This window comes from Streptomyces sp. NPDC030165, from assembly GCF_055573595.1.
In genome coordinates this window covers 353,731-372,200 of sequence record NZ_JBVIBD010000005.1, presented here as the reverse complement: position 1 = coordinate 372,200, position 18,470 = coordinate 353,731, and the positions used below count along the sequence as shown (strand labels likewise).

The window sequence follows — 18,470 nt, the reverse complement described above, 5'->3', positions numbered from 1 at the left end:
GCTCAGGAACGGAGAAACCAGGTGGTGACCGGCTCAGCGGGCAGCTTTCGCCCGGATTTTCGGGTGAGTCAACGGCGCCTCCGGCCGGCCCGGAGTACGAGACGTTCCCTGCTGAAGGAGGACTTGTGCACGCCGTGGCCGCAAGCTTTCCGTCTGGGGGAATCTTTCTTGACACCCGATTCGACCGGCCTGAATGATCGCCTTCGGTTCCCCGCGCTTCTTCGGCCGTCACAGCCCGAGCACCTAGGTCCTCGGTGCGTCCGGGCCCACGCACACTCTTGGAGAATCCCTCTTGCTCATCGGTATATTCCGGCCCGCGGAGTCCCCGGTGACCGTTCCCGAAGCCGACCACCACAGCGCTTGGCACTATCTGTGGTGGCTGATCCGCATCCGACCGTGGCCGCTGGTGCTGAGCGCTCTCCTGGGGGCGCTGTGGATGCTCCCGCTCGCCCTTCTGCCGCTGGTCGTCGGCTACGCCATTGACGACGGCATCCAGGCCGGCGCCTCCGAGTCGCTCCTCGGCTGGGTGGCCGTCGTCCTGGTGCTGGCCGTGGTCCAAGCCGGTGCGGGAGCCGGTCTGATCCAGACCGCCGTCGGCGGCCAGATGCACGCGGTGTCCACCACGCACCGTGTGCTGACCCGCCATGCCGTCCGGCTCGGCGGCTCACTGCGGCACCGCACCGCGTCCGGCGACGTGGTGGCCATCGCCGCGGGGGACGTGCCCAGCATCGGCAGCGCCTTCGAGGTCGTCGGCCGGTCCTCCGGCGCCGTCGTGTCCTTCCTGGTCATCGCCGTCGCCCTGACCGTCACCTCCCCCGTACTGGGCATCGTCGTACTGATCGGTGTGCCCGCGGCACTGCTGGGCATCGGCCCGCTGCTGCGTCCGCTGCAGCGCCGCAATGAAGAGCAGCGAGACCGCCTCGGCACCGCGACGGCCCAGGCCGGCGACATCTGCTCGGGGCTGCGCGTACTGCGCGGCATCGGCGGCGAGCGCACGTTCACCGCGCGATTCGTGGACATCAGCCAAGAGGTGCGCCGCGCCGGCGAGGCGGCCGGCCGTATGGAAGCCTGGATCGGCGCGGCCGGGGTGTTCCTGCCCGGCCTGGTGACCATCCTCGTCGCCTGGCTCGGCGCCCGGCTCGCCCTGTCCGGGGCCATCACCCCCGGTGAACTCGTGGCGTTCTACGGCGCATCGGTCTTTCTGGTCATCCCAGTGAGCACCGCCACCGAGGCGGCGGAGTCGATGAGCCTGGCGCGAGTGGCAGCCGGGCGCGTCTGCCGGTTCCTGAGCATCACTGCGCACCCCCGGCCCCCGGCCGACCCGCAGCCACTGCCGGCAGGCCCGCTGTCACTCACCGACGACACCACCGGGATCCATGCGCCTGCAGGACAACTGACGGCCATCACCTGCTCCGGCGCACGCGCTTCCGCGGTGGCCGCCCGAATCACCCGCTACGGTCCGCCCGATGAAGCCGCAGCCGGCACGCGCGTGGGGGATGTACCCCTGGAGCACGCCGACCTGCCTGGCCTGCGTGCCCGAGTGGTGTACTCGGGACACGACGACATCCTGTTCAGCGGACCGCTGAGGGCCGAGCTGTCCGGCGAGACCACGCGCACCGACGGCGAACTGATGAGTGCTCTGCGCGCCGCAGCCGCCACTGACGTGCTGGACGCCGTGCCCGGCGGTCTCGACGGAGTGCTCGTCGAAGGCGGCCGCTCCCTGTCAGGCGGACAGCGCCAGCGTCTGGTCCTCGCCCGTGTCCTGCTCGCCGACCCCGACGTGCTGGTTCTCGACGACCCCACCTCGGCGGTGGACGCCTCCACCGAAGCCCTGATCGCCCGACGAGTGGCTGCATACCGGGCGGGCCGGACCACGCTCGTCCTCACCGACAGCCCCTTGTGGACGAACACGGCCGACACCGTGCTTCGCCTTCCACCCGAGACCGACCGGCGAACAGCCCCCGAAGCGGAGCAGACGGCATCATGACGACGCAGACCACGGACAACCCGGTTGCGGCGTCCGACGACGCACCCGGACAGGTGCGGCTGCCACTGGCCCAACGACCGGACGTCACCCACTGGTTCTGGACCTTCGTCCGCCACAACCGTGGCCGGATCACGGCCATGCTGGCCCTCTTCTGCCTCGCACTGATCGCGGGCCTCGTCGGCCCCCGCCTCCTCGGTCACCTGGTCGAGTCCGTCCAGCGGGGCACCAGCGCCTTCCGCGTCGACATCATCGCGCTGGCCTTCGTGGCCATGCTGGCCACACAAGCGGTGCTCACCCGCTTCGCGCAAGTGCAGACCACCCTCCTCGGAGAGAAGGTACTCGCCGAGATCCGGGAGAGCTTCGTCCGGCGCGTGACGCGCCTGCCGCTGGGTACCGTCGAGTCCGTCGGCACCGGCGATCTGCTCAGCCGCGCCACGTCCGACGTGGACCGGCTCAACGACGGCATCCGACTCGCGCTGCCCCGCATCCTGATGGCGGCCGTCACGCTCGTGCTGACCGTCGCCGCGATGCTGCTGACCTCACCGCTGCTCTCTCTGTCGCTGCTCATCGGCCTGCCTCTCGCGGTGTTCTCGACCCGCTGGTACCGGCCGCGGGCCAACCGGGGCTACGAGCATCTGCTCCGCGACGAGGCCGAGGTGCTGGCCAGCACGCACGAGACGGTCCGCGGCGCCGCCACGGTCGAGTCGCTGAGCCTGGGACGGCGCCGGCTGGCCCACCACGGCGAGGCCGTGGCGCAGATCGTGCGGCACCGGCAGCGCATCACCTGGCTCCAGACGATCTGGTACCCGGGCCTCGACCTGTCCACCATGCTCCCCCTGGCGGTCACCCTGCTGGCCGGCGGCGCCGCCTACCGCGCCGACTTGGTCGGCCTGGCCGAGATCACGGCCATGGTGCTGTATGTCCAGAGCCTCAACGGGCCGCTGGTGGAACTGCTCTCCTGGACGGACGAACTCCAGATCGGCAACGCCGCGTTGCGCCGCATCCTGGGCGTTGAGCGCCTGCCCGTGGAACGCTCCGACCAGGGAGCAATCCCGGACGGCCGGGAAATCCGGCTGCGCGGGGTGCGCTTCGGGTACGAGCCGGGCCGCGAGGTGCTGCACGGCATCGACCTGGACATCGCGCCCGGCGAGCGCATCGCCGTCGTCGGTACCTCCGGTGCGGGCAAGTCCACACTGGGCAAGCTGCTGGCCGGGGTGCACCACCCCACCGAGGGCGTGCTGGAGATCGGCGGCGCACCGGTGGAGCGGATGTCCGTCGACACACTGCGGCACGAAGTCGCCCTGGTCACGCAGGAGAACCACGTCTTCGCCGGAACCGTGCGCAGCAATATGACGCTGCCGGAGAGGGCGCCTCGTACGACAGGCGACGACACCGGGTGGAGCGACACCGACCTGTGGTCCGCCCTGCGGACGGTGGGCCTGGAGGAGTGGGTGCGCTCCCTGCCGGAAGGCCTGGACACCCCGATCGCGACGGGCGGGACCGATGTTCCGGCCGCTGCCGCCCAGCAGCTCGCCCTGGCCCGTCTCATCCTGGCGGACCCTCACACGCTGGTACTCGACGAGGCCACCGCCCTCATGGATCCCTCTGCCTCCCGCCAGGTGGAGCGTTCCATGGCCGCGCTGCTGGTGGGCCGCTCGGTGATCTCGATCGTCCACCGGCTCGATTCCGTGCAGGGCGCCGACCGGATCGCGGTGATGGACGGCGGGCGGATCGTCGAGATCGGCAGCCACGCGGAACTGCTGCGGCTGGACGGTGCCTATGCCCGGCTGTGGTCGTCCTGGTCGGTGGCCGTGCTCCGCTGAGACCGCGTCGGCAACGCGGAAGCTCCTGGCCGAGGCGGCCAGGAGCTTCCGTTCGTCATGGTCGGCGCGGCGCCTGCAGGGAACCGAGGAAGCGTACGAGGGCCTCGTTCACCGCGTCCGGCCGCTCCAGGTGGCCGTGGTGCCCGCAGTCCGCCATCTCCTCGTATCGGCCGCGCGGGCAGGCCGCGGCCACTTCGCGGCCGAGCGCCGGGCGGGCGATGAGGTCATGGGCGAAGCCCAGCACCAGCACGGGCACCGACACACCTCGCAGTGCGTCGAGTTGGTCGACGGAGACCGCCGCTGGGGGGAGCTGCCGACCCGCGGCGTCGGAGCGCGCGGTGAACTCGAAGACGTCGAGCCAGTCCCGCAGGGCGTGCTCGTCGTGCCAGGTGGCAGGTGACAGCTGGAGAGCCGCCTGCACGAACGCCGCATACGGAGGCGGCAGCCGGACTCCCTCTGCGCGGCAGGCGCGCTCCGCGGCGAGCAGGGCCTGGCCTGCCAGGTCCGGCCGGCCCCGCGTCGCCATCAGCACCGCTCCGCTGAACGCTTCGGGACGGCGCACCAGCATTTCCTGGGCGAGTTGCGCACCGAAGGAGAAGCCGATGAGACGGCAGGGCGCCAGACCCAGCGCCGCCGTCAACGCTGCCGTGGCGTCCGCGAGTGCGGTGAACGGGTTCCCCTCCTGCACTCCCTGCGGGGCGGGCAGGTCGATGGTGACGGCCTGGTACCCGGCCGCGACGAGAGCAGGTACCTGGTGCAGGTGCCAGACGTGACCGGCCTCGCCGGCGCCCGGGAGGAGCAGCACCGGCTCGCCCACGCCCTCCTGCTGGTAGTGCCACTCCTGGCCGTGCACGTGGAGCGTCGGCATCGTCTGTTCCCTCGTCTCGGTGGTTCCCGGACATGCGAATGCGGCACCTCCGTACGGACGGCGCGCCCGTACGTAGCTGCCGCATCGCAGACAGTGCCCGGGACCCGCGTGGCTCAGCGCGCGGGTCCCGGGGTCAGTGCCACTCCCGGTAGACGTTCGCGTAGTACGCGACCAGTTCGTCCTGCTGCTCACGCTCCGAGAACATGATCGCGGTCATGAGGTCCGCGGGCGGGGTGTAGGTGTCGCTCAGCCGGTCCGCGAGCTCTGCGAACGGGCCCTGGAGGAAGGACTCCATCATGTGCGGCCATTCGAGCGGCAGCCGCCAGGGGAACTCGTACCCCGTCGCCATGGTGTGACGGACCACGTCCTGCAGGATCTCCTCCCGGCTCCAGGCGGAGATCAGGTCGCGTTCGGGCTGGAACTCGTACAGACCGTCCACCCCGGTGCCACCGTCCATCAGGGACACGACGTGCCGGGCCAGCAGCGGGGACATGTGGAGCCCGTCGCGGTAGGTGCCCGACAGCATCCACAGCCCCTCGACCGAGGTGCCGCCGATGAGCGGGAAGCCGTCGATCGGGGCCGGGCGACTGCCCACCTGCACCTTGCGCAGCTCGGAGCCGTTGAGTCCACGGTGCAGCTGGTGCGTAGCGCAGTTGAAGAGGAAGACCGTCTCCTCGATGCTGGCCGCGCCGCGTGGTTCCAGGCAGACCGCGTTGGTGGCGCCGATGTAGACCGAACCGCCCGCGCGGGGCACCAGGTGCAGTCCGCAGGCGAAGGCACGGTTGGAGGTACGCAGCACCGTGGCGGGACCGGAGCCGTCCCAGGTGTCGACGAGCGCGGAGACGCCCACCCCGTCGTAGATCCGGGGGATGCGGTGCGCCAGGCCTGGCAGCGCTGCCACCAGGCTCTGGCTACGGGCCCCGGCAGCCACCACCACATGACCCGCCGGCAAGAAGTCCCCGTCGTCCGTCACCACGCCCTCGACGCGCCCGTGCGCGGCCCGGATCTCCGCCGCGTCCACCGGGTGGAGGCGCCCTCCCGCCTGGAGGAAGGAGCGTTCCAGCGCCGCCAGCAGGATTCCGGAATCAACCGCCCCCTCGCCTTCGATGTGCAGGGCGCGCAGCGGCCGGGAATTCGGGTCCGGGTCGATCCAGTCGACGGATTCGACAGCTATTTCCTCATGCGGTGCGTTCGCTTCCTTCAGAGCCGTCAGCACGGCGGCGAAATTCGCGTCGTCCAGGGCGGAATGGCCCACGGTGTTCAGCAGGACAACCGTGTCGTCCGCCGTCTTGATCCGGCCGTCGGCGGCTGCCCCGGTGGCCTCCAGGCTTTCGATCCATTCCGGCCACAGCCGCTGCGCCTGTACAGCCAGGGCATGCTTCTTCCGGCCGTGCTCCGAGGCGAGCGCATGAGCGGTGACCTCGCCGAACGCGCCGAGCATGGCACCTGCGGCAGGCGTCGCGCCGTACTGGCGCGCGGGCTTCCCCAGGAGAGTCACTCGCACATCGGGACGGGTGCGGGCGATTTCCACCCCGACCGATAACCCGAGTACACCGTTGCCTACAACGATGACATCCGTCTGACCTGGCGCGTCGGCCGTCTTCGACATCTTCACCTCACCTGTTGTTACCGTCAATGGCTGTGCCGTGTTCCTGGGGTTCTGCGCTGCCGGCAAGCGAACCGCACGCCGTCGGAGGGCCGCAAGCAGGCCCGGAAGAAGGTGCATTGACATTTCGCCGCGCGGAAAGTTGCAGCACCTACGTTTCGGCGCGGCCAATTCCGTCACAGAGTCGGTGCGTGGGATTCCGTACGGTTCCGAGTGAGCGGCCGGGTCTCCTGGGTGCCCGGAACCGGGCACGTACACGCTCACGCCAGCACGGACGAGAGCCATCAGCCCGATCACCGAGGGGCGGGCGGAAGCCGAGGGGAGGGACACCGGTGCAGCAGCCGCTCGAGCCGGAGCTGCCGGAAGGGCCGGTGCGTGAACCGCTCGACGCCTTGCACGGCTTGCGCCACCGTTCGGGCCGGCCGATACCGCGCCGGACGGTCAGGGGCACAGGCTGCGGTCACCCCACCGTGTCGAAGATGCTCTGCACCGAAAAGCGAACTCACCACCGAGACCAGGGAATGGAGAAATGTGACCATGCAGCCCGCCGCGAAGAAGCCGACGATATTTTCCCGACTGCCATTACCCGGATTCACGACCGAGTGGACCGCGCGCGTGGAGGAAATCCTCCCCACGGTTGACACTGATCGGGACAAAGCTGAGGCAAACCGGGCCTCGTCATCGGAAGTCTACGAAAAAATAGCCGAGCTCGGCCTGCATCGCATGTTCGTTTCTCGTGCACTCGGCGGTGGTCAAGCTCCCCTGTCCGCCGGAATGGGCGCCATCGAGCTTATTGCTCGTCATGACGCTTCAGTCGCGTGGCAAATCGGAGTGCAAGGCGCGATCGGGCGCATTACGGATTACCTGCCCGAAGACAGCGCTCGCATCATCTTCTCCCAGCACGACAAGCTCGTCGTTGGCTCGGTGCACCCCACGGGAACCGCGGAGAAGGTCCCGGGGGGCTACCGGCTGTCCGGGCGCTGGGGCTTCGCTTCCGGCTTCGCCGGCGCGGCGTGGATCGTCTCCGCGGCCCGGATCACGAACGGCGAGACCGCCGGCGAGGTCCGCATGCTGTTCACCCCCGTCACCGAGGTGAAACCGCTCGACACCTGGTACACGACAGGCTTGGCCGCAACTGCGTCGAACGACTACGAGATAGACGATGTGTTCGTACCCGAAGCGCACACCGTGGACAACGCCGCGTTGGTGGCGCCTCCGTCGAGGCGCGCTTCGAGGGCCTACGGCATCGGCTACTACGACTTCGGCCCCTTTCTCGCCGCTGCTACGGCGCTCGGCATTGCCGGCCAAGCCCTGGACTGCTTCACCGAGTTGGCCATGTCCAAGATTCCCTCTGAAGGAAAGGTCACGCTCAGCAACAGCCACACGGTGCAGGATCGCCTTGCCAGGGCCTGCGCAGGGGTGCGCTCGGCGCACTGCCTCGTCGCTGACGCGGTGCGGAACGCCGAGCAGTTCGGTGAGACCGGGGGTGACGAGCTCTCCGCGCTGATCCGGCTCACGTGCGCCATGGCTGCAGAGAACGCGACAGCTGCCGTCGACACGGTCTGCGAAATGTCGGGCGCCACCTCTTCGTATCGCGCACACCGACTGGAGCGCTGCTTCCGCGACATCCATACCGTGGTCAAGCACATTCAACTGGCCTCGACCAACTTTGAGATGGTCGGCCAATACCTCCTCGGCGGCAGCCTGCAAACTCGCCGCTGACAGCAGTCGTGCCCCTGTTCCAGCTGTCTGCGGCACGTTCCGGTGCGGCCGACACGGGCCCCGCCGCGGTCCGTACACCGTGCCGGGCCCGCCCCACCCGCACGCCCGTAACGACCGCCATCACGCAAGGAGCCCCGCCCGTCATGTCCCTCACTGTCATCGCCGAGGCCCTGGCCAAGACCGGTCAGGAAGACCGTCTCCGCACGATCCTGGAGGCGATGATCGAGCCGTCCCTGGAGGAACCCGGGTGCCTCGCCTATCGCCCCTACGCAGACCGCAACGAGCCCGCCCGCATGGTGCTTGTGGAGGAATGGACGGACCCCCAAGCACTTGCCGAACACTTCGCCACCCCTCACTTCCGCCATTTGAGGCAGGAACTGGACACGGTTCTTGCCGAGCCGCTGACCATTCGGAAGCTGGTGCCCGCTCCCGCCGGATGATTCGCAGCTCTCGAAACCGTGCTCCTGCGCCTCGAGGCTTGGGAAGAGGGCACGCGTGAGTACCGGTACGTGCACACCACCCTCATCGAGACGGACCTGGCCCGGGCCCGGGAAGAGCCGGCGGAACGGGGCAGCCACGAGCCGTCCCGCCGGCTGCCGAAACGTGCAGGAGGACCCTCAGTATGAACTCACATCGCCTCCAGATCGAAGGGGCCGATGTCGCCGTCGTGGGCGGCAGCATCGCCGGCTGCGCCACGGCTCTGGCCGCGCATCGCGTCGGCGCGGGCCGGGTCACCGTCCTTGAACGCACCAGCGGCCGCCTCGCGGACCGAGGCGTCGGCCTGGTGATGCACGACGCCCGGTACGCCGAGCTCGCGGCCGCCGGATACCTGGATACGGCGATGCCCTGGGTGCAACTGACCACCCGCCGCTGGTACCACCGCGACGGCGCCGCACCGCTCGGCCGCCCGTTCGCCGTCCTGCCCTTCCCGTTCCGCTCGTACTGCTGGGGACCGCTCTGGCGGGAGTTACGGCGACGGCTGCCGGAAGACACCGTCTTCCGACCGGGCGTAAGGGTGGCCGGGGTCGGCAATTTCGCGGACGGGGCCGTGCTGCAACTCGACGACGGCAGCAGCAGCAAGAACGGAAGCGCACGGCCTCACGCCGGGTGCCGTACGGAGCGCTTCGATCTGGTCATCGGCGCCGATGGCTATCGCTCGACGGTCCGCGACGCCGCGTTTCCCGAGGTGGGGCCCAGCTACGCCGGCTATCTGGCCTGGCGCGGCGCCGTCCCCGCCGAGCGGCTGGCGGAACTCGACCTCCCGGGCCTGCCGGCCACTCCCTGGGCGGTGGAGGACTGTATCTACGTCGTCTTCCCCGGCGGTCACGCCATCATCTACCGCATCCCGGACGGCCGGGGCGGCCACCGCGCCAACTGGGTTGTGTACACTTCCCCGCCCGCCGGTCTCGATCTGGCGCTGGACACCCCCACCAGCCTGCCGCCCGGCACCCTCACCGACGCGCTGCACGCCCATCTCGCCCATGTCAGCGACGCGTTGATGCCGCCTTACTGGGGCGGGCTGATCCGGCTGACGCCGCGCGAGGAGCAGTTCATCCAGCCGATGTACGACTTCACTGCGCCGAGCTACACCGCCGGGCGGCTGCTGCTCGCGGGCGATGCGGCCACCGTCGCGCGCCCGCACATGGCCGGCGGCGCAGTGAAGGCACTGCAGGATGCCGCCGCCCTGGAGACCGCGTTGCGCGCCGTACCGGAGCGGCCGGATGCACTCGACGCGTACGGCGCCGAGCGCGGTACGACCGGCCGGGCGATGGTCAAGCTGGGACGGCGGCTGGGACGGCTCCTGGTGCAGGAGACCCCGGACTGGCGGACGTTGGACCAGGCCGGGCTGGCGGCAGCCTGGTCCGCGGCCGACGGCTCGGGCGCGTTCGGCGGCCGCGAGCTCCAGAACCGGCATCCAGTCAGGTAGATTCCGTCGAGCGCCGGGACCGGGCCGTGCACCAGGGTCTCGGTGAACGATCGTCAGCCTCTCGAAGTGGCTCGGGCACTCGACTCCCAAGGCCACCCTCGCCCCCTACGCGCATGTCATGCCGGGTGCCGGCCGGCGTGGGCCCGCGTTTCCCCGCGGCCCGGCCGGTGGGCGGCTTTCCCGTCCTCGGGCTGACGGCCTAAACGCAGACCTTCCCGACCTCTCGCAGGAACGCGGCCCAGTTCGGTATTCGGTGGCCGGGGAACGCGTTCTGCAGGGTGCGGCGAAGGGTGGTGTGGAGGGGCCACGGGGAGCGCATGATCGCTTCGTTGCGGCGGGCCAGGCGGGTCAGCTCGGCGGGCTTCGGCATGCGGTCGCTCTTCTCCCCGTTGCACTTCGCGTGGGCTACGGCGAGGTTCCACAGGCTGTCCAGGTCGGGGCCGCGCCAGCCGCCGACACTGGCGAAGCGGCGCATCAGGGCGTGCGGGAAGACGTGGTCCACGGCGGTCCGTGTGCCGGAGTCCAACGGCTCGTCGCAGATGTGGCAGCGCCCGTGCTGGAACCCGGCCACGGCCTCGGCCACGCCGGTGACCGGGCGGCGCCGGTGTCGGTCCGTGACGTGCAGGGTGTCCAGGTCGACGTAAATGCCCTCCTCGATCAGGCTGCGTCCTATGCCGGTCGCGAAGCTGTTCTCCACGATGCTCCAGCGGGCGTCCAGCTCCGCGCGGAGCCCTTCCCGCTCGTAGGAGCGCGCCACCTGCCCGAGGGCCGGGCTGAGCCGCACCGTGCGGTGGCGTCCGCGCCCGGCGAGGTCGTAGAAGCGGTGCGGTGTCTCGCCGCCGCCGTAGTGGTGGAACTTGCGCATGACCATCCTCGGAATCGACTGCTCCGCGGCGTCCAGCAGCCGTTCGGTGGGGTGGCCGAGCCGACGGGATTCCGCGCGCTCCTGCGCCGCTACGGTCAGGAAGTCCGCGGCGCCGAGCGCCGCCTCGTCCCCCGGGGCCTGCGGAGCCCGGCGTTCGAGGAACGCCATCGCGTACGAGGCGGCCAGGTCGCGCAGCGGGATTTCCGTGTGGCCCTGGGCCGCCTGGCGGAGCAGCGCGTCGCCGAGGGCGAATTTGTAGGTACGGGCGTTGCGACCCATCAGGATGGCCATCCGCCACGATGCGCGGGCGGACGGGGCGGCGGCGTAGAAGTCGTCCTGGGTCATGCCCGCTCCTTTTCGAAGGCCAGGGACGACCAGTGGACGGCGTCGCGGCCGAGGTGGTCCGTGCCGGTGGTCTTCTGGAGGGGGCGCAGGCCGTATCGGGTGGCCAGGGTGACGGTTTCGGGGGCGGGGATGTCGTACATCCGGCGGTCCTCGGGCGGGGGGCCGTGGCGCAGGGAGATGAGGAGGCGGCCGCCCGGGGCGAGGAGGGTGTGGAGGCGGTGCATCGCGGCCGGGCGGTCCGGCTCTTCCAGGTGCATCCATACGGCGGAGAGGAGGATCGCGTCGAAGGTGCCGGCCGCTCCGTCGAGGCGGGTGAGGGCGGGGAGGGAGTCCGCCAGCCAGTGGATCGCCGGGGAGTGGTGCAGGCGGCGGGCGACGCGGCGCAGTTCCGGTACGGGCTCGACGGCGAAGACCTCGTGTCCGAGGGCGGCCAGGGCGGCGGCGTCCCGGCCGGTGCCCGCGCCGATGTCGGCCACGCGGGCCGGGGCGGCGGGCAGCAGGGGCAGGAAGTCCCGGTGCACAGCCTCGAAGCGGACGCTCTCGTACCGTTCGGCCAGTGCTTGTGCGGCCTGGGCGTAGTACGGCTGGACGGCCGGTGTGCCCCCGGCCGTCCACTGTCGTGCGGTGCCGTCGTCGGTGTCCGCTGCCCCGTTCGTCGTCATGTGCGCAGACTACGGCCCGGCACTGACAACGCTCTCCGACCTGCGTGTTCGGCTCTTTATTCGCCTACCTCCCCGGCGAAGGGGGGCAGTTCGCGGGCCCGTGGGCAGATCTCCATGGCGCTGTTGACCGGGCGAACGGGTGGACGCGGGCGCCTTCGAGGCCGGCCGGCATGCGGGCGCAGTGGCGGACGCAGCCCGCGACCTCGCGGCCGTGCGGGTAGAGGATCGTGGCCGCGCTGGTCCATGCCGCCCTTGGGGAACATCTGGGCAGGTCATGGGCCGTTCAGGGGGCGCGGGGTGGCGTCGGGGGCGGATGGGGTGGCAGGGGCGCGCGGGACCGGCAGGCGGCCCATGCGGCGAGTCCGCCGCAGGCCAGGTGGCGGGCGGGGGTGTGGTGGATGCGGGTCGGTACTGCCCAGGTGAGGATGCCGGCGACCAGGAGGGACGTTGTGGAGTGGCCGGAGGGGAAGCAGTGGCCGGTGGCCCGGGCGGTCCAGTCGGCCGCGGAGGGGCGTGGGCGGGTGATCAGTTCCATCAGGCCGTACCGGACGGCTTGGCCGAGGAGGAGGACGGCGAGGACGGCGGCTGCCGTGCGCAGCCGCTCGCTGGTGTCCCGGCCTGCGAGCGCGCCTGCCAGGAGGGCCAGCAGGTAGGGGACGGGGCCGGAACCGGTAGCGGTGATCACGCGGGCGGCCGCCGCCGCGTCCGGCCGGTGGGCCACCGCCCACGCGTGGGCAGCGCGTTCGGGGCCGATCGGGGCCCAGTCGTGTACGGCGAGCGACGCGGCGGTGGCAGCGAGGAGCAGCGCGCACAGTCCGGCGGCGAGGAGGGGGCCGGGGGCGCGCGGCCGCTGTGGGCGGGTTTCGGACGGTGTCACGGAGTCTCCGGGGTGGGCCGCAGGGGCGCGATGGCCGGCTCGGCCGGGGAGGGGTCGGCGGGGTGGTTGCCGTGAGGGCGTCGTGCGGCGTGCGTCATCCGGTAAGTCTGCCGAGGTCAGAGATGGTTCGTGCCGGAGGAATGTGCCGGGGGCGACTGCGGGGCGGCGGTGCGGGGCCCCGCGCGTGGTGGTCCGGCCGTTCGTGCCGGGCACTCCGGCGGGCGGCCGAAACACGGGGGCGCCCGGTCTGGCCGAACTCCGGCGCTTCTCTGGCCGACGCGCGCCCCTTCCCTGGCCGGACCGTGCGCCCCTCCCCCGTAGCCAGCCCCCGAAACTTCACGTATCGCTACCGGTTCGACAGTCGATCACCCTCGGTCGAAGAACGTCATCCGCGGCCGCCGGCCCGCCAACAACGCGTTGATCAGCGAATGTTCGCCGCCTGACTCTGGCGCAAGGCGGCGTGGACATGTTGAACTGCTGATAACACCAGGTGACGCATCGTAATCGATCGTTTTCGGTCGGCAGGAGGCCGCACATGCTGCATGGCGTCGACGTCAGCTCCCACAACCCCTCGTACTCGGCGACCGGTCTGGACTTCGTCATCGTCAAGGCGACGGAGGGCCGCTCGTACATCAACCCGCACCAGAGCGCGCAGGCGGCCAAGGCCCGCAAGGCGGGGTGCGTGGTGGGCTTCTACCACTTCCTGTGGCCGGGCAACATCGCGGCGCAGGCGGAGTACTTCGTCGAGAAGTGCGCGTCCGTGGAGGGCGACCTGCTGGCGGCGGACTGGGAGCGCACCGGCGGCGGCACGTACGCGAGCAACGCGCAGAAGGACCAGTTCCTGAAGGAGGTCAAGCGGCTGCGGCCGACACACCGGGTGATCCTGTACTGCAACCGTGACTTCTGGCTCAACCGCGACACGACCTCGTACGCCGGCGACGGCCTGTGGATCGCGGACTACGTCTCGGCCGGGCACCCGCGCATCAAGGCGCCGTGGCGCTTCCACCAGTACACGGACCGGCCGCTGGACAAGGACGTGGCCGACTTCGCGGACAGGGCCGCCCTGAAGGAATGGGCGTCCGCGTCATAGAGTCTTAGGAGTCCTGTCCTGTCCGTACCAGCACCGCGCAGCCCGCGTACCACGCTGGTCCCGCGTCCGAAGGAGCAGCCGTGACCGACCCGGCGTCCACGTCCCAGCAGCAGGAGATCGCCCGGGATCTCCAGGTGTCCGCGTCGTTCGACGTCCAGGCGGAGATCGAACGCCGCGTGGCCTTCCTCACGGAACGGCTGACGACCACGGGCCTGCGCGCGCTCGTCCTGGGCATCAGCGGCGGCGTGGACTCCACCACCGCCGGCCGGCTGTGCCAGCTGGCGGTGGAGCGGGCGCGTGACGCGGGGCACGAGGCGACGTTCCACGCGATGCGGCTGCCGTACGGGGTCCAGGCCGACGAGCACGACGCGCAGCTGGCGCTGGACTTCATCAAGGCCGACCGGGTGCTGACCGTCGATGTCCGCCCGGCCAGTGACGCCGCGCTGGAGGCGGCGCTGGCCGGCGGGCTCGCCTTCCGGGACGAGCGGCACCAGGACTTCGTCCAGGGCAACATCAAGGCGCGGCAGCGGATGATCGCGCAGTACGCGGTCGCGGGCGCCCAGGACGGCCTGGTCGTGGGTACCGACCACGCCGCCGAGGCGGTCTCCGGGTTCTTCACCAAGTACGGCGACGGCGCGGCGGACGTGGTGCCGCTCACCGGCCTGACCAAGCGCCGGGTGCGGGCCGTCGCCGACGCGCTGGGCGCCCCGGCCGAGCTGGTCCACAAGGTGCCGACCGCTGACCTGGAGACGCTGGACCCGGGCAAGCCGGACGAGGACGCCCTCGGTGTCACGTATGACGAGATCGACGACTTCCTGGAGGGCAAGCCGGTCGGTGAGCAGGCGTACGAGGCGATCGTGCGCCGCTATCACGCCACGGCCCACAAGCGGGAGCTGCCGACGGCTCCCTGAGCCATGGAGAACGTTTGCGGTGCGGGGCCGGTTCCGGCTCCGCACCGCTTTCGCGTGCGCCCCGGTGCCGCCTGTCATGCTCCGGCTAGGGGACGGTCACCCGAGGTGTGCTCGATCGTGGTCCGCGGCGGGCATGGATGGGGCATGCGAAGCCGCGAAATGCGATCGGAAGATCAATTGTCAGTGGGGGCCTCTACGCTCCGGAGCATGGGTTACGCAGACCTGCGCGAACTCCAGACCGCGCTGACGACCGCATCCGACATCGCCTCCTCCCTCCAGGCGGCGCCCACCCGGCGGGACGCCGACCAGCTCGTCGACGTCCTGCGGCAGGCGCTGACCGCCGCCAGCTCGCTCAGCACGCTGACCGGCCCGACCGGCTGCGCCATACATCCGCACGGCGCGGTCGATCCGCTGTACGGCGACCCCGAGGACCCGCTGCCTCCGGGGTACGGCAAGTGCCTGCTGTGCAACGACCGCCGCCGCCGTGCGGACGCCGGCCCTCATCAGCCGTACCACTGGGACCGGCAGGATCACTCCCTGCGCCGCAGCGCCTAGGACGGCGCACGCCTGCCGGAGGGCCCGCGCACGCCTGCGGGATCGCCCGGCAGGCGTGCGGGGCGGGCGCGAGAACCCTCAGTCCTGCCGCTTCTTCTCCGGGCGCAGTGCGATCCGGCCCAGTACGCCCGCGACGACGAGTGCGACCACGGCGACGAGGACGAAGTCCGGTACGGCGTTGCCGACCCGGGTGGCCCACTGCTCGACGCCGACCTCCGTGTCCGCGTCCAGGATTCCGGGCAGCGCGCTGGTGCCGTTGAAGGTGAGGAACAGGACGCCGATGCCGATGAAGAACAGGCCGGACATCAGGGAAGTGGTGTGCAGCCGCAGTTTTCCGACGCTGAATTCGCGGCCGCGCAGCCAGCCCCGGCTGCCCAGCGAGAAGCGGTCCCAGAGCAGTGCGAGCACGAACAGCGGCAGGGCCATGCCGAGCGCGTACACGGCGAGCATGGAGGCGCCGTAGACCGGTGATCCGCTGACCGCCGTGACCGTCAGCACCGCGCCCAGGATCGGCCCGGCGCAGAACCCGGCGAGGCCGTACACGCAGCCCAGCAGGAAGGTGGACACGGCCGAGCGCGGAGTGATCCGGGCCGCCGCCTGCTGGGCGCGTCTGAAGGCGAAGCCGAGACCGAGGATCTGGGCGACGCCCATCGCGATCACCACCCAGCCGCCGATGGCGACGAGCAGGTCCCGGTGGCCGTTGAAGAGCCGGCTGGCGGCCGTGCTGGCCGCGCCGAGCGGGACCAGGGTGGTGGCGAGGCCCAGGTAGAACACGCCGGTACGGGCCAGCAGCCGCCCGGGGTGGGACAGGGAGTACGCGAAGAAGGCGGGCAGCAGCAGGGCGCTGCACGGGCTGAGCAGGGCGAGGGCGCCGCCCAGGAAGGCGGCGAGGTAGCCGATGTCCGTCACTTCGCCGGCTCCTGCGCCTTGCCGGAGCCCTGGTCCTTCGTCGCGCCGCCGGTCTTGCCGGCCTTCTTCGCCTGCTCGGCGGCCTGGCTGATCGTCTGCTCGAAGACGTCGGTGGGCTGGGCGCCGGCGATGGGCCGGCCGTTGATGAGGAAGGAGGGCGTGGACTGCACGCCGATCCCGTAGCCCTCGTTCTGGTCCTTCTTCAGCGCGGCAGCGGCGGCGGAGCTGTTCAGGTCGCTGCGGAACGTGTCGAGGTCTTCGATACCGGCCTTGCGGGCCATCTCGACGAGCTTGTCCTCGGCCAGCGCGCTGCCCTTGTTGGTCTTGGCGTACAGCTCGTCGTGCAGCTGCCAGAACTTGCCCTGCCGCCCGGCGGCCCACGAGGCGCGGGCGGCCCGCTCGGAGTCGGCGCCGTAGATGGTGAAGTTGCGGAACTCGATGCGCAGGGTGCCGTCGTCCACGAACTTCTTGATCAGCTCGGGCTGGGTCTCCCGGGTGAAGCGCCCGCAGAACGAGCACTGGTAATCCGCGTACTCGACGAGGACGACCGGGGCGTCCTTCCGGCCGACGGCGAGCGGGTCGCCGTCCGTGCGGCGGCTGGTCTGCTGCGCGAGCTGGTCGTACAGCCGCTGCTGGCCGTCGTCCTCCTGGGGAGAGACGGAGGCGGCGGCGCCGGGGGTGTTCGTGTCGCTGTCCGAGCCGCCTTCGACGGCCTTGCCGACGGCGATGCCGATGGCGACGAGTGCCACCACCAGGGCGACGACGGCGCCGATGGCGGCGATCTTGCGGGTGGGTGAGGCGGATGACGAGGAAGTGGGCATGGTGATGCTCCAGACGTACCGGGTGGGAAGAAGGTCGGGCCGTGCGTACGGACCGGCGGCCTAAATCCGCAGTACGGGCAGGAGCGCGGTGTGATCGGTGGCGGGCGCCGTCCCGGTGGGCGGGCGGGCGAGTGAGAAGCAGGCGGGTGCGGCGGCGGCGACGGGGGCGGGCGCGGCGGCGGGCGCCAGCGGCTCGCCGCGGTTCGGGGTGGGGACCGGAACCGACTCGTTCTGGCTGGGGGCGTGCTGCCCGGAGCACTTCTTCGGCGCCTGGGCGACGGCGTGCTGCGTGACCGGGCCGGTCGCGGTGCCGTCGGCTGCCTGTACGGCGGTCTGCGCGGCGGCGGCCGGCAGCGTCGGCGGCGTCTGGACGCCGCCCACCCGGCACAGCAGCGGCGCGAAGGTGACGGCGAGCAGGAGCAGCAGGATCGCGGCGGCCGAGCGGCGTATGCGTTCCATGCCCCGGTCCTCCTTCCGTTTCCCTCTGCCGGGCCCGCACCGGGTTCCGCCGGTGTGAGCCGCCCATCCTACGGACCGCGGCCCCGGTGTCCCGCTACCGACCGCCGTTCCCCGCCACCGGGTTACCTGCATAACCCACGTTTGCGATCGCATAACCATGGAGGGAATCGATTACCTAACCGCTAATTGCAAGGCTGGTGTCGTAGCTCACCTTGGATCGCGTAGCGTTTGATCAACTTTCGGCACCTTCTGTCCGTAAATGCCGCTTTGGCAAGGCCGCGACCGGCCTGCCATAGTCGGTTCCAGCGACCCCCCATTGACCCGGGCCAAGGTCGTCCAGACCCCGCGGGTACACCCCTTTCACCCGTCGGCGGTCGACACTGGGGCCTCACCCGCGTACACCGCGGGCAGGCCCCAGTCGCGTTCCGGGGTGATCCCGGCCCATGCCGTCGCGCACGACGGCCGCCGCCGGCCGTTCAGCGGTCGATGACCCGCATCTCGAACCACGTCGTCTTGCCGCGTGGCAGCAGGTCCACGCCCCAGCGGTCGGAGAGCTTGTCGACGAGGAAGAGACCGCGGCCGCTGATGTCCAGCTCGTGGACCGGCATCAGGCAGGGCAGACCGCGGGACGGGTCACGGACCTCTATACGGATCCAGCCTCGACGGCGGAGCATCCGCAGCCCGAAGGTGCGCGCGCCGGTGTGCCGGACGGCGTTGCCGACCAGTTCGGACACCAACAGTACGGCGTGCTCGGCCAGTTGAGGGGCGACGTTCCACCGCTTGAGGAGCACGGACCGGGCGAGCCGGCGGGCGGTGAAGGCGGATTCGGGGCGGGAGGGCAGGCGGACCTCGTCCAGCGTCGGGTCACCCACCAGCTCCAGCGCCTTGGCGACGGGATCGCCGTCGCCGGACGGGCCGCCCTCCGCACCCGCACCGGGGAGACCTCCGGGAAGTCCCCAGCGTGCGGCGGCCGTGCCGCTCCGCGGCCGCGGCTGCTCCATTCCTTCGAGGCCCGCCATGACCCCCATCATGGCCGTTACCGC

Annotated in this window: 17 protein-coding genes; 8 read left to right on the top strand and 9 right to left on the bottom strand. The window is 70.9% G+C overall.

Translation table 11 applies throughout. From position 1 onward, the window contains the following. Positions 1–328: 328 nt before the first annotated feature. The gene (locus ACZ4Z1_RS12645) at positions 329–1,987 is read left to right on the top strand and encodes an ABC transporter ATP-binding protein (protein ID WP_468486561.1); all 1,659 of its coding nucleotides are present in this window, start codon (positions 329–331) and stop codon (positions 1,985–1,987) included. Then, positions 1,984–3,810 (top strand): ABC transporter ATP-binding protein, encoded by a 1,827-nt coding sequence (locus ACZ4Z1_RS12640; protein WP_468486560.1) that lies wholly within the window; start codon positions 1,984–1,986, stop codon positions 3,808–3,810. The genes ACZ4Z1_RS12645 and ACZ4Z1_RS12640 overlap by 4 nt, the downstream gene beginning before the upstream one ends. 55 nt (positions 3,811–3,865) lie before the next feature. On the opposite strand, the gene ACZ4Z1_RS12635 is transcribed toward ACZ4Z1_RS12640, so the two are convergent. Together ACZ4Z1_RS12635 and ACZ4Z1_RS12630 are read right to left on the bottom strand one after the other, a co-directional pair. After that, positions 3,866–4,678, bottom strand: a complete 813-nt coding sequence (locus ACZ4Z1_RS12635; protein ID WP_468486559.1) for an alpha/beta fold hydrolase — start codon at positions 4,676–4,678, stop codon at positions 3,866–3,868. 133 nt (positions 4,679–4,811) lie between these two features. Continuing rightward, entirely contained in the window at positions 4,812–6,287 is a 1,476-nt protein-coding gene (locus ACZ4Z1_RS12630; protein WP_468486558.1) for an NAD(P)/FAD-dependent oxidoreductase, read from the bottom strand. Positions 6,288–6,821: 534 nt separating this feature from the next. Here ACZ4Z1_RS12630 and ACZ4Z1_RS12625 point away from each other — a divergent pair. The 3 genes from ACZ4Z1_RS12625 to ACZ4Z1_RS12615 all read left to right on the top strand — a co-directional run bounded on the left by ACZ4Z1_RS12625 (position 6,822) and on the right by ACZ4Z1_RS12615 (position 9,933). Then, positions 6,822–8,006: an acyl-CoA dehydrogenase family protein gene (locus ACZ4Z1_RS12625; RefSeq protein ID WP_468486678.1), complete on the top strand. Its 1,185-nt coding sequence runs from the start codon at positions 6,822–6,824 to the stop codon at positions 8,004–8,006. Between the two features lie 143 nt (positions 8,007–8,149). Then, positions 8,150–8,446 carry a putative quinol monooxygenase gene (locus ACZ4Z1_RS12620; protein WP_468486557.1) on the top strand — a complete coding sequence of 99 codons (297 nt, stop codon included), beginning with the start codon at positions 8,150–8,152 and terminating at the stop codon, positions 8,444–8,446. 182 nt (positions 8,447–8,628) lie between these two features. Next, positions 8,629–9,933 carry an FAD-dependent monooxygenase gene (locus ACZ4Z1_RS12615; RefSeq protein WP_468486556.1) on the top strand — a complete coding sequence of 435 codons (1,305 nt, stop codon included), beginning with the start codon at positions 8,629–8,631 and terminating at the stop codon, positions 9,931–9,933. Between the two features lie 199 nt (positions 9,934–10,132). On the opposite strand, the gene ACZ4Z1_RS12610 is transcribed toward ACZ4Z1_RS12615, so the two are convergent. The 3 genes from ACZ4Z1_RS12610 to ACZ4Z1_RS12600 form a co-directional block, all read right to left on the bottom strand. Further along, entirely contained in the window at positions 10,133–11,143 is a 1,011-nt protein-coding gene (locus ACZ4Z1_RS12610; RefSeq protein ID WP_468486555.1) for an HNH endonuclease, read from the bottom strand. After that, positions 11,140–11,805: a class I SAM-dependent methyltransferase gene (locus ACZ4Z1_RS12605; RefSeq protein WP_468486554.1), complete on the bottom strand. Its 666-nt coding sequence runs from the start codon at positions 11,803–11,805 to the stop codon at positions 11,140–11,142. Before ACZ4Z1_RS12605 ends, ACZ4Z1_RS12610 begins: the two co-directional genes overlap by 4 nt. Before the next feature lie 283 nt (positions 11,806–12,088). Beyond that, positions 12,089–12,682 (bottom strand): phosphatase PAP2 family protein, encoded by a 594-nt coding sequence (locus tag ACZ4Z1_RS12600; RefSeq protein ID WP_468486553.1) that lies wholly within the window; start codon positions 12,680–12,682, stop codon positions 12,089–12,091. Positions 12,683–13,217: 535 nt separating this feature from the next. Here ACZ4Z1_RS12600 and ACZ4Z1_RS12595 point away from each other — a divergent pair. The 3 genes from ACZ4Z1_RS12595 (at position 13,218) to ACZ4Z1_RS12585 (ending at position 15,238) form a co-directional block, all read left to right on the top strand. Beyond that, on the top strand, positions 13,218–13,772 hold the full coding sequence (locus ACZ4Z1_RS12595; protein WP_468486552.1) for a GH25 family lysozyme: 555 nt from the start codon (positions 13,218–13,220) through the stop codon (positions 13,770–13,772). Between the two features lie 80 nt (positions 13,773–13,852). Continuing rightward, on the top strand, positions 13,853–14,683 hold the full coding sequence (gene nadE / locus ACZ4Z1_RS12590; protein ID WP_468486551.1) for an ammonia-dependent NAD(+) synthetase: 831 nt from the start codon (positions 13,853–13,855) through the stop codon (positions 14,681–14,683). Between the two features lie 207 nt (positions 14,684–14,890). Further along, positions 14,891–15,238 carry a hypothetical protein gene (locus tag ACZ4Z1_RS12585; RefSeq protein WP_468486550.1) on the top strand — a complete coding sequence of 116 codons (348 nt, stop codon included), beginning with the start codon at positions 14,891–14,893 and terminating at the stop codon, positions 15,236–15,238. Between the two features lie 78 nt (positions 15,239–15,316). Here the strand turns inward: ACZ4Z1_RS12585 and ACZ4Z1_RS12580 are convergent, their stop codons facing one another. The 4 genes from ACZ4Z1_RS12580 to ACZ4Z1_RS12565 form a co-directional block, all read right to left on the bottom strand. After that, positions 15,317–16,147, bottom strand: a complete 831-nt coding sequence (locus tag ACZ4Z1_RS12580; RefSeq protein ID WP_468486549.1) for a cytochrome c biogenesis CcdA family protein — start codon at positions 16,145–16,147, stop codon at positions 15,317–15,319. Further along, a complete protein-coding gene (locus ACZ4Z1_RS12575) occupies positions 16,144–16,968 on the bottom strand; it encodes a DsbA family protein (RefSeq protein WP_468486548.1) in 825 nt (274 codons plus the stop codon). Before ACZ4Z1_RS12575 ends, ACZ4Z1_RS12580 begins: the two co-directional genes overlap by 4 nt. Before the next feature lie 60 nt (positions 16,969–17,028). Further along, on the bottom strand, positions 17,029–17,427 hold the full coding sequence (locus ACZ4Z1_RS12570) for a hypothetical protein (RefSeq protein ID WP_468486547.1): 399 nt from the start codon (positions 17,425–17,427) through the stop codon (positions 17,029–17,031). A gap of 476 nt (positions 17,428–17,903) precedes the next feature. Further along, positions 17,904–18,458: an ATP-binding protein gene (locus ACZ4Z1_RS12565; protein WP_468486546.1), complete on the bottom strand. Its 555-nt coding sequence runs from the start codon at positions 18,456–18,458 to the stop codon at positions 17,904–17,906. Positions 18,459–18,470 lie beyond the last annotated feature (12 nt).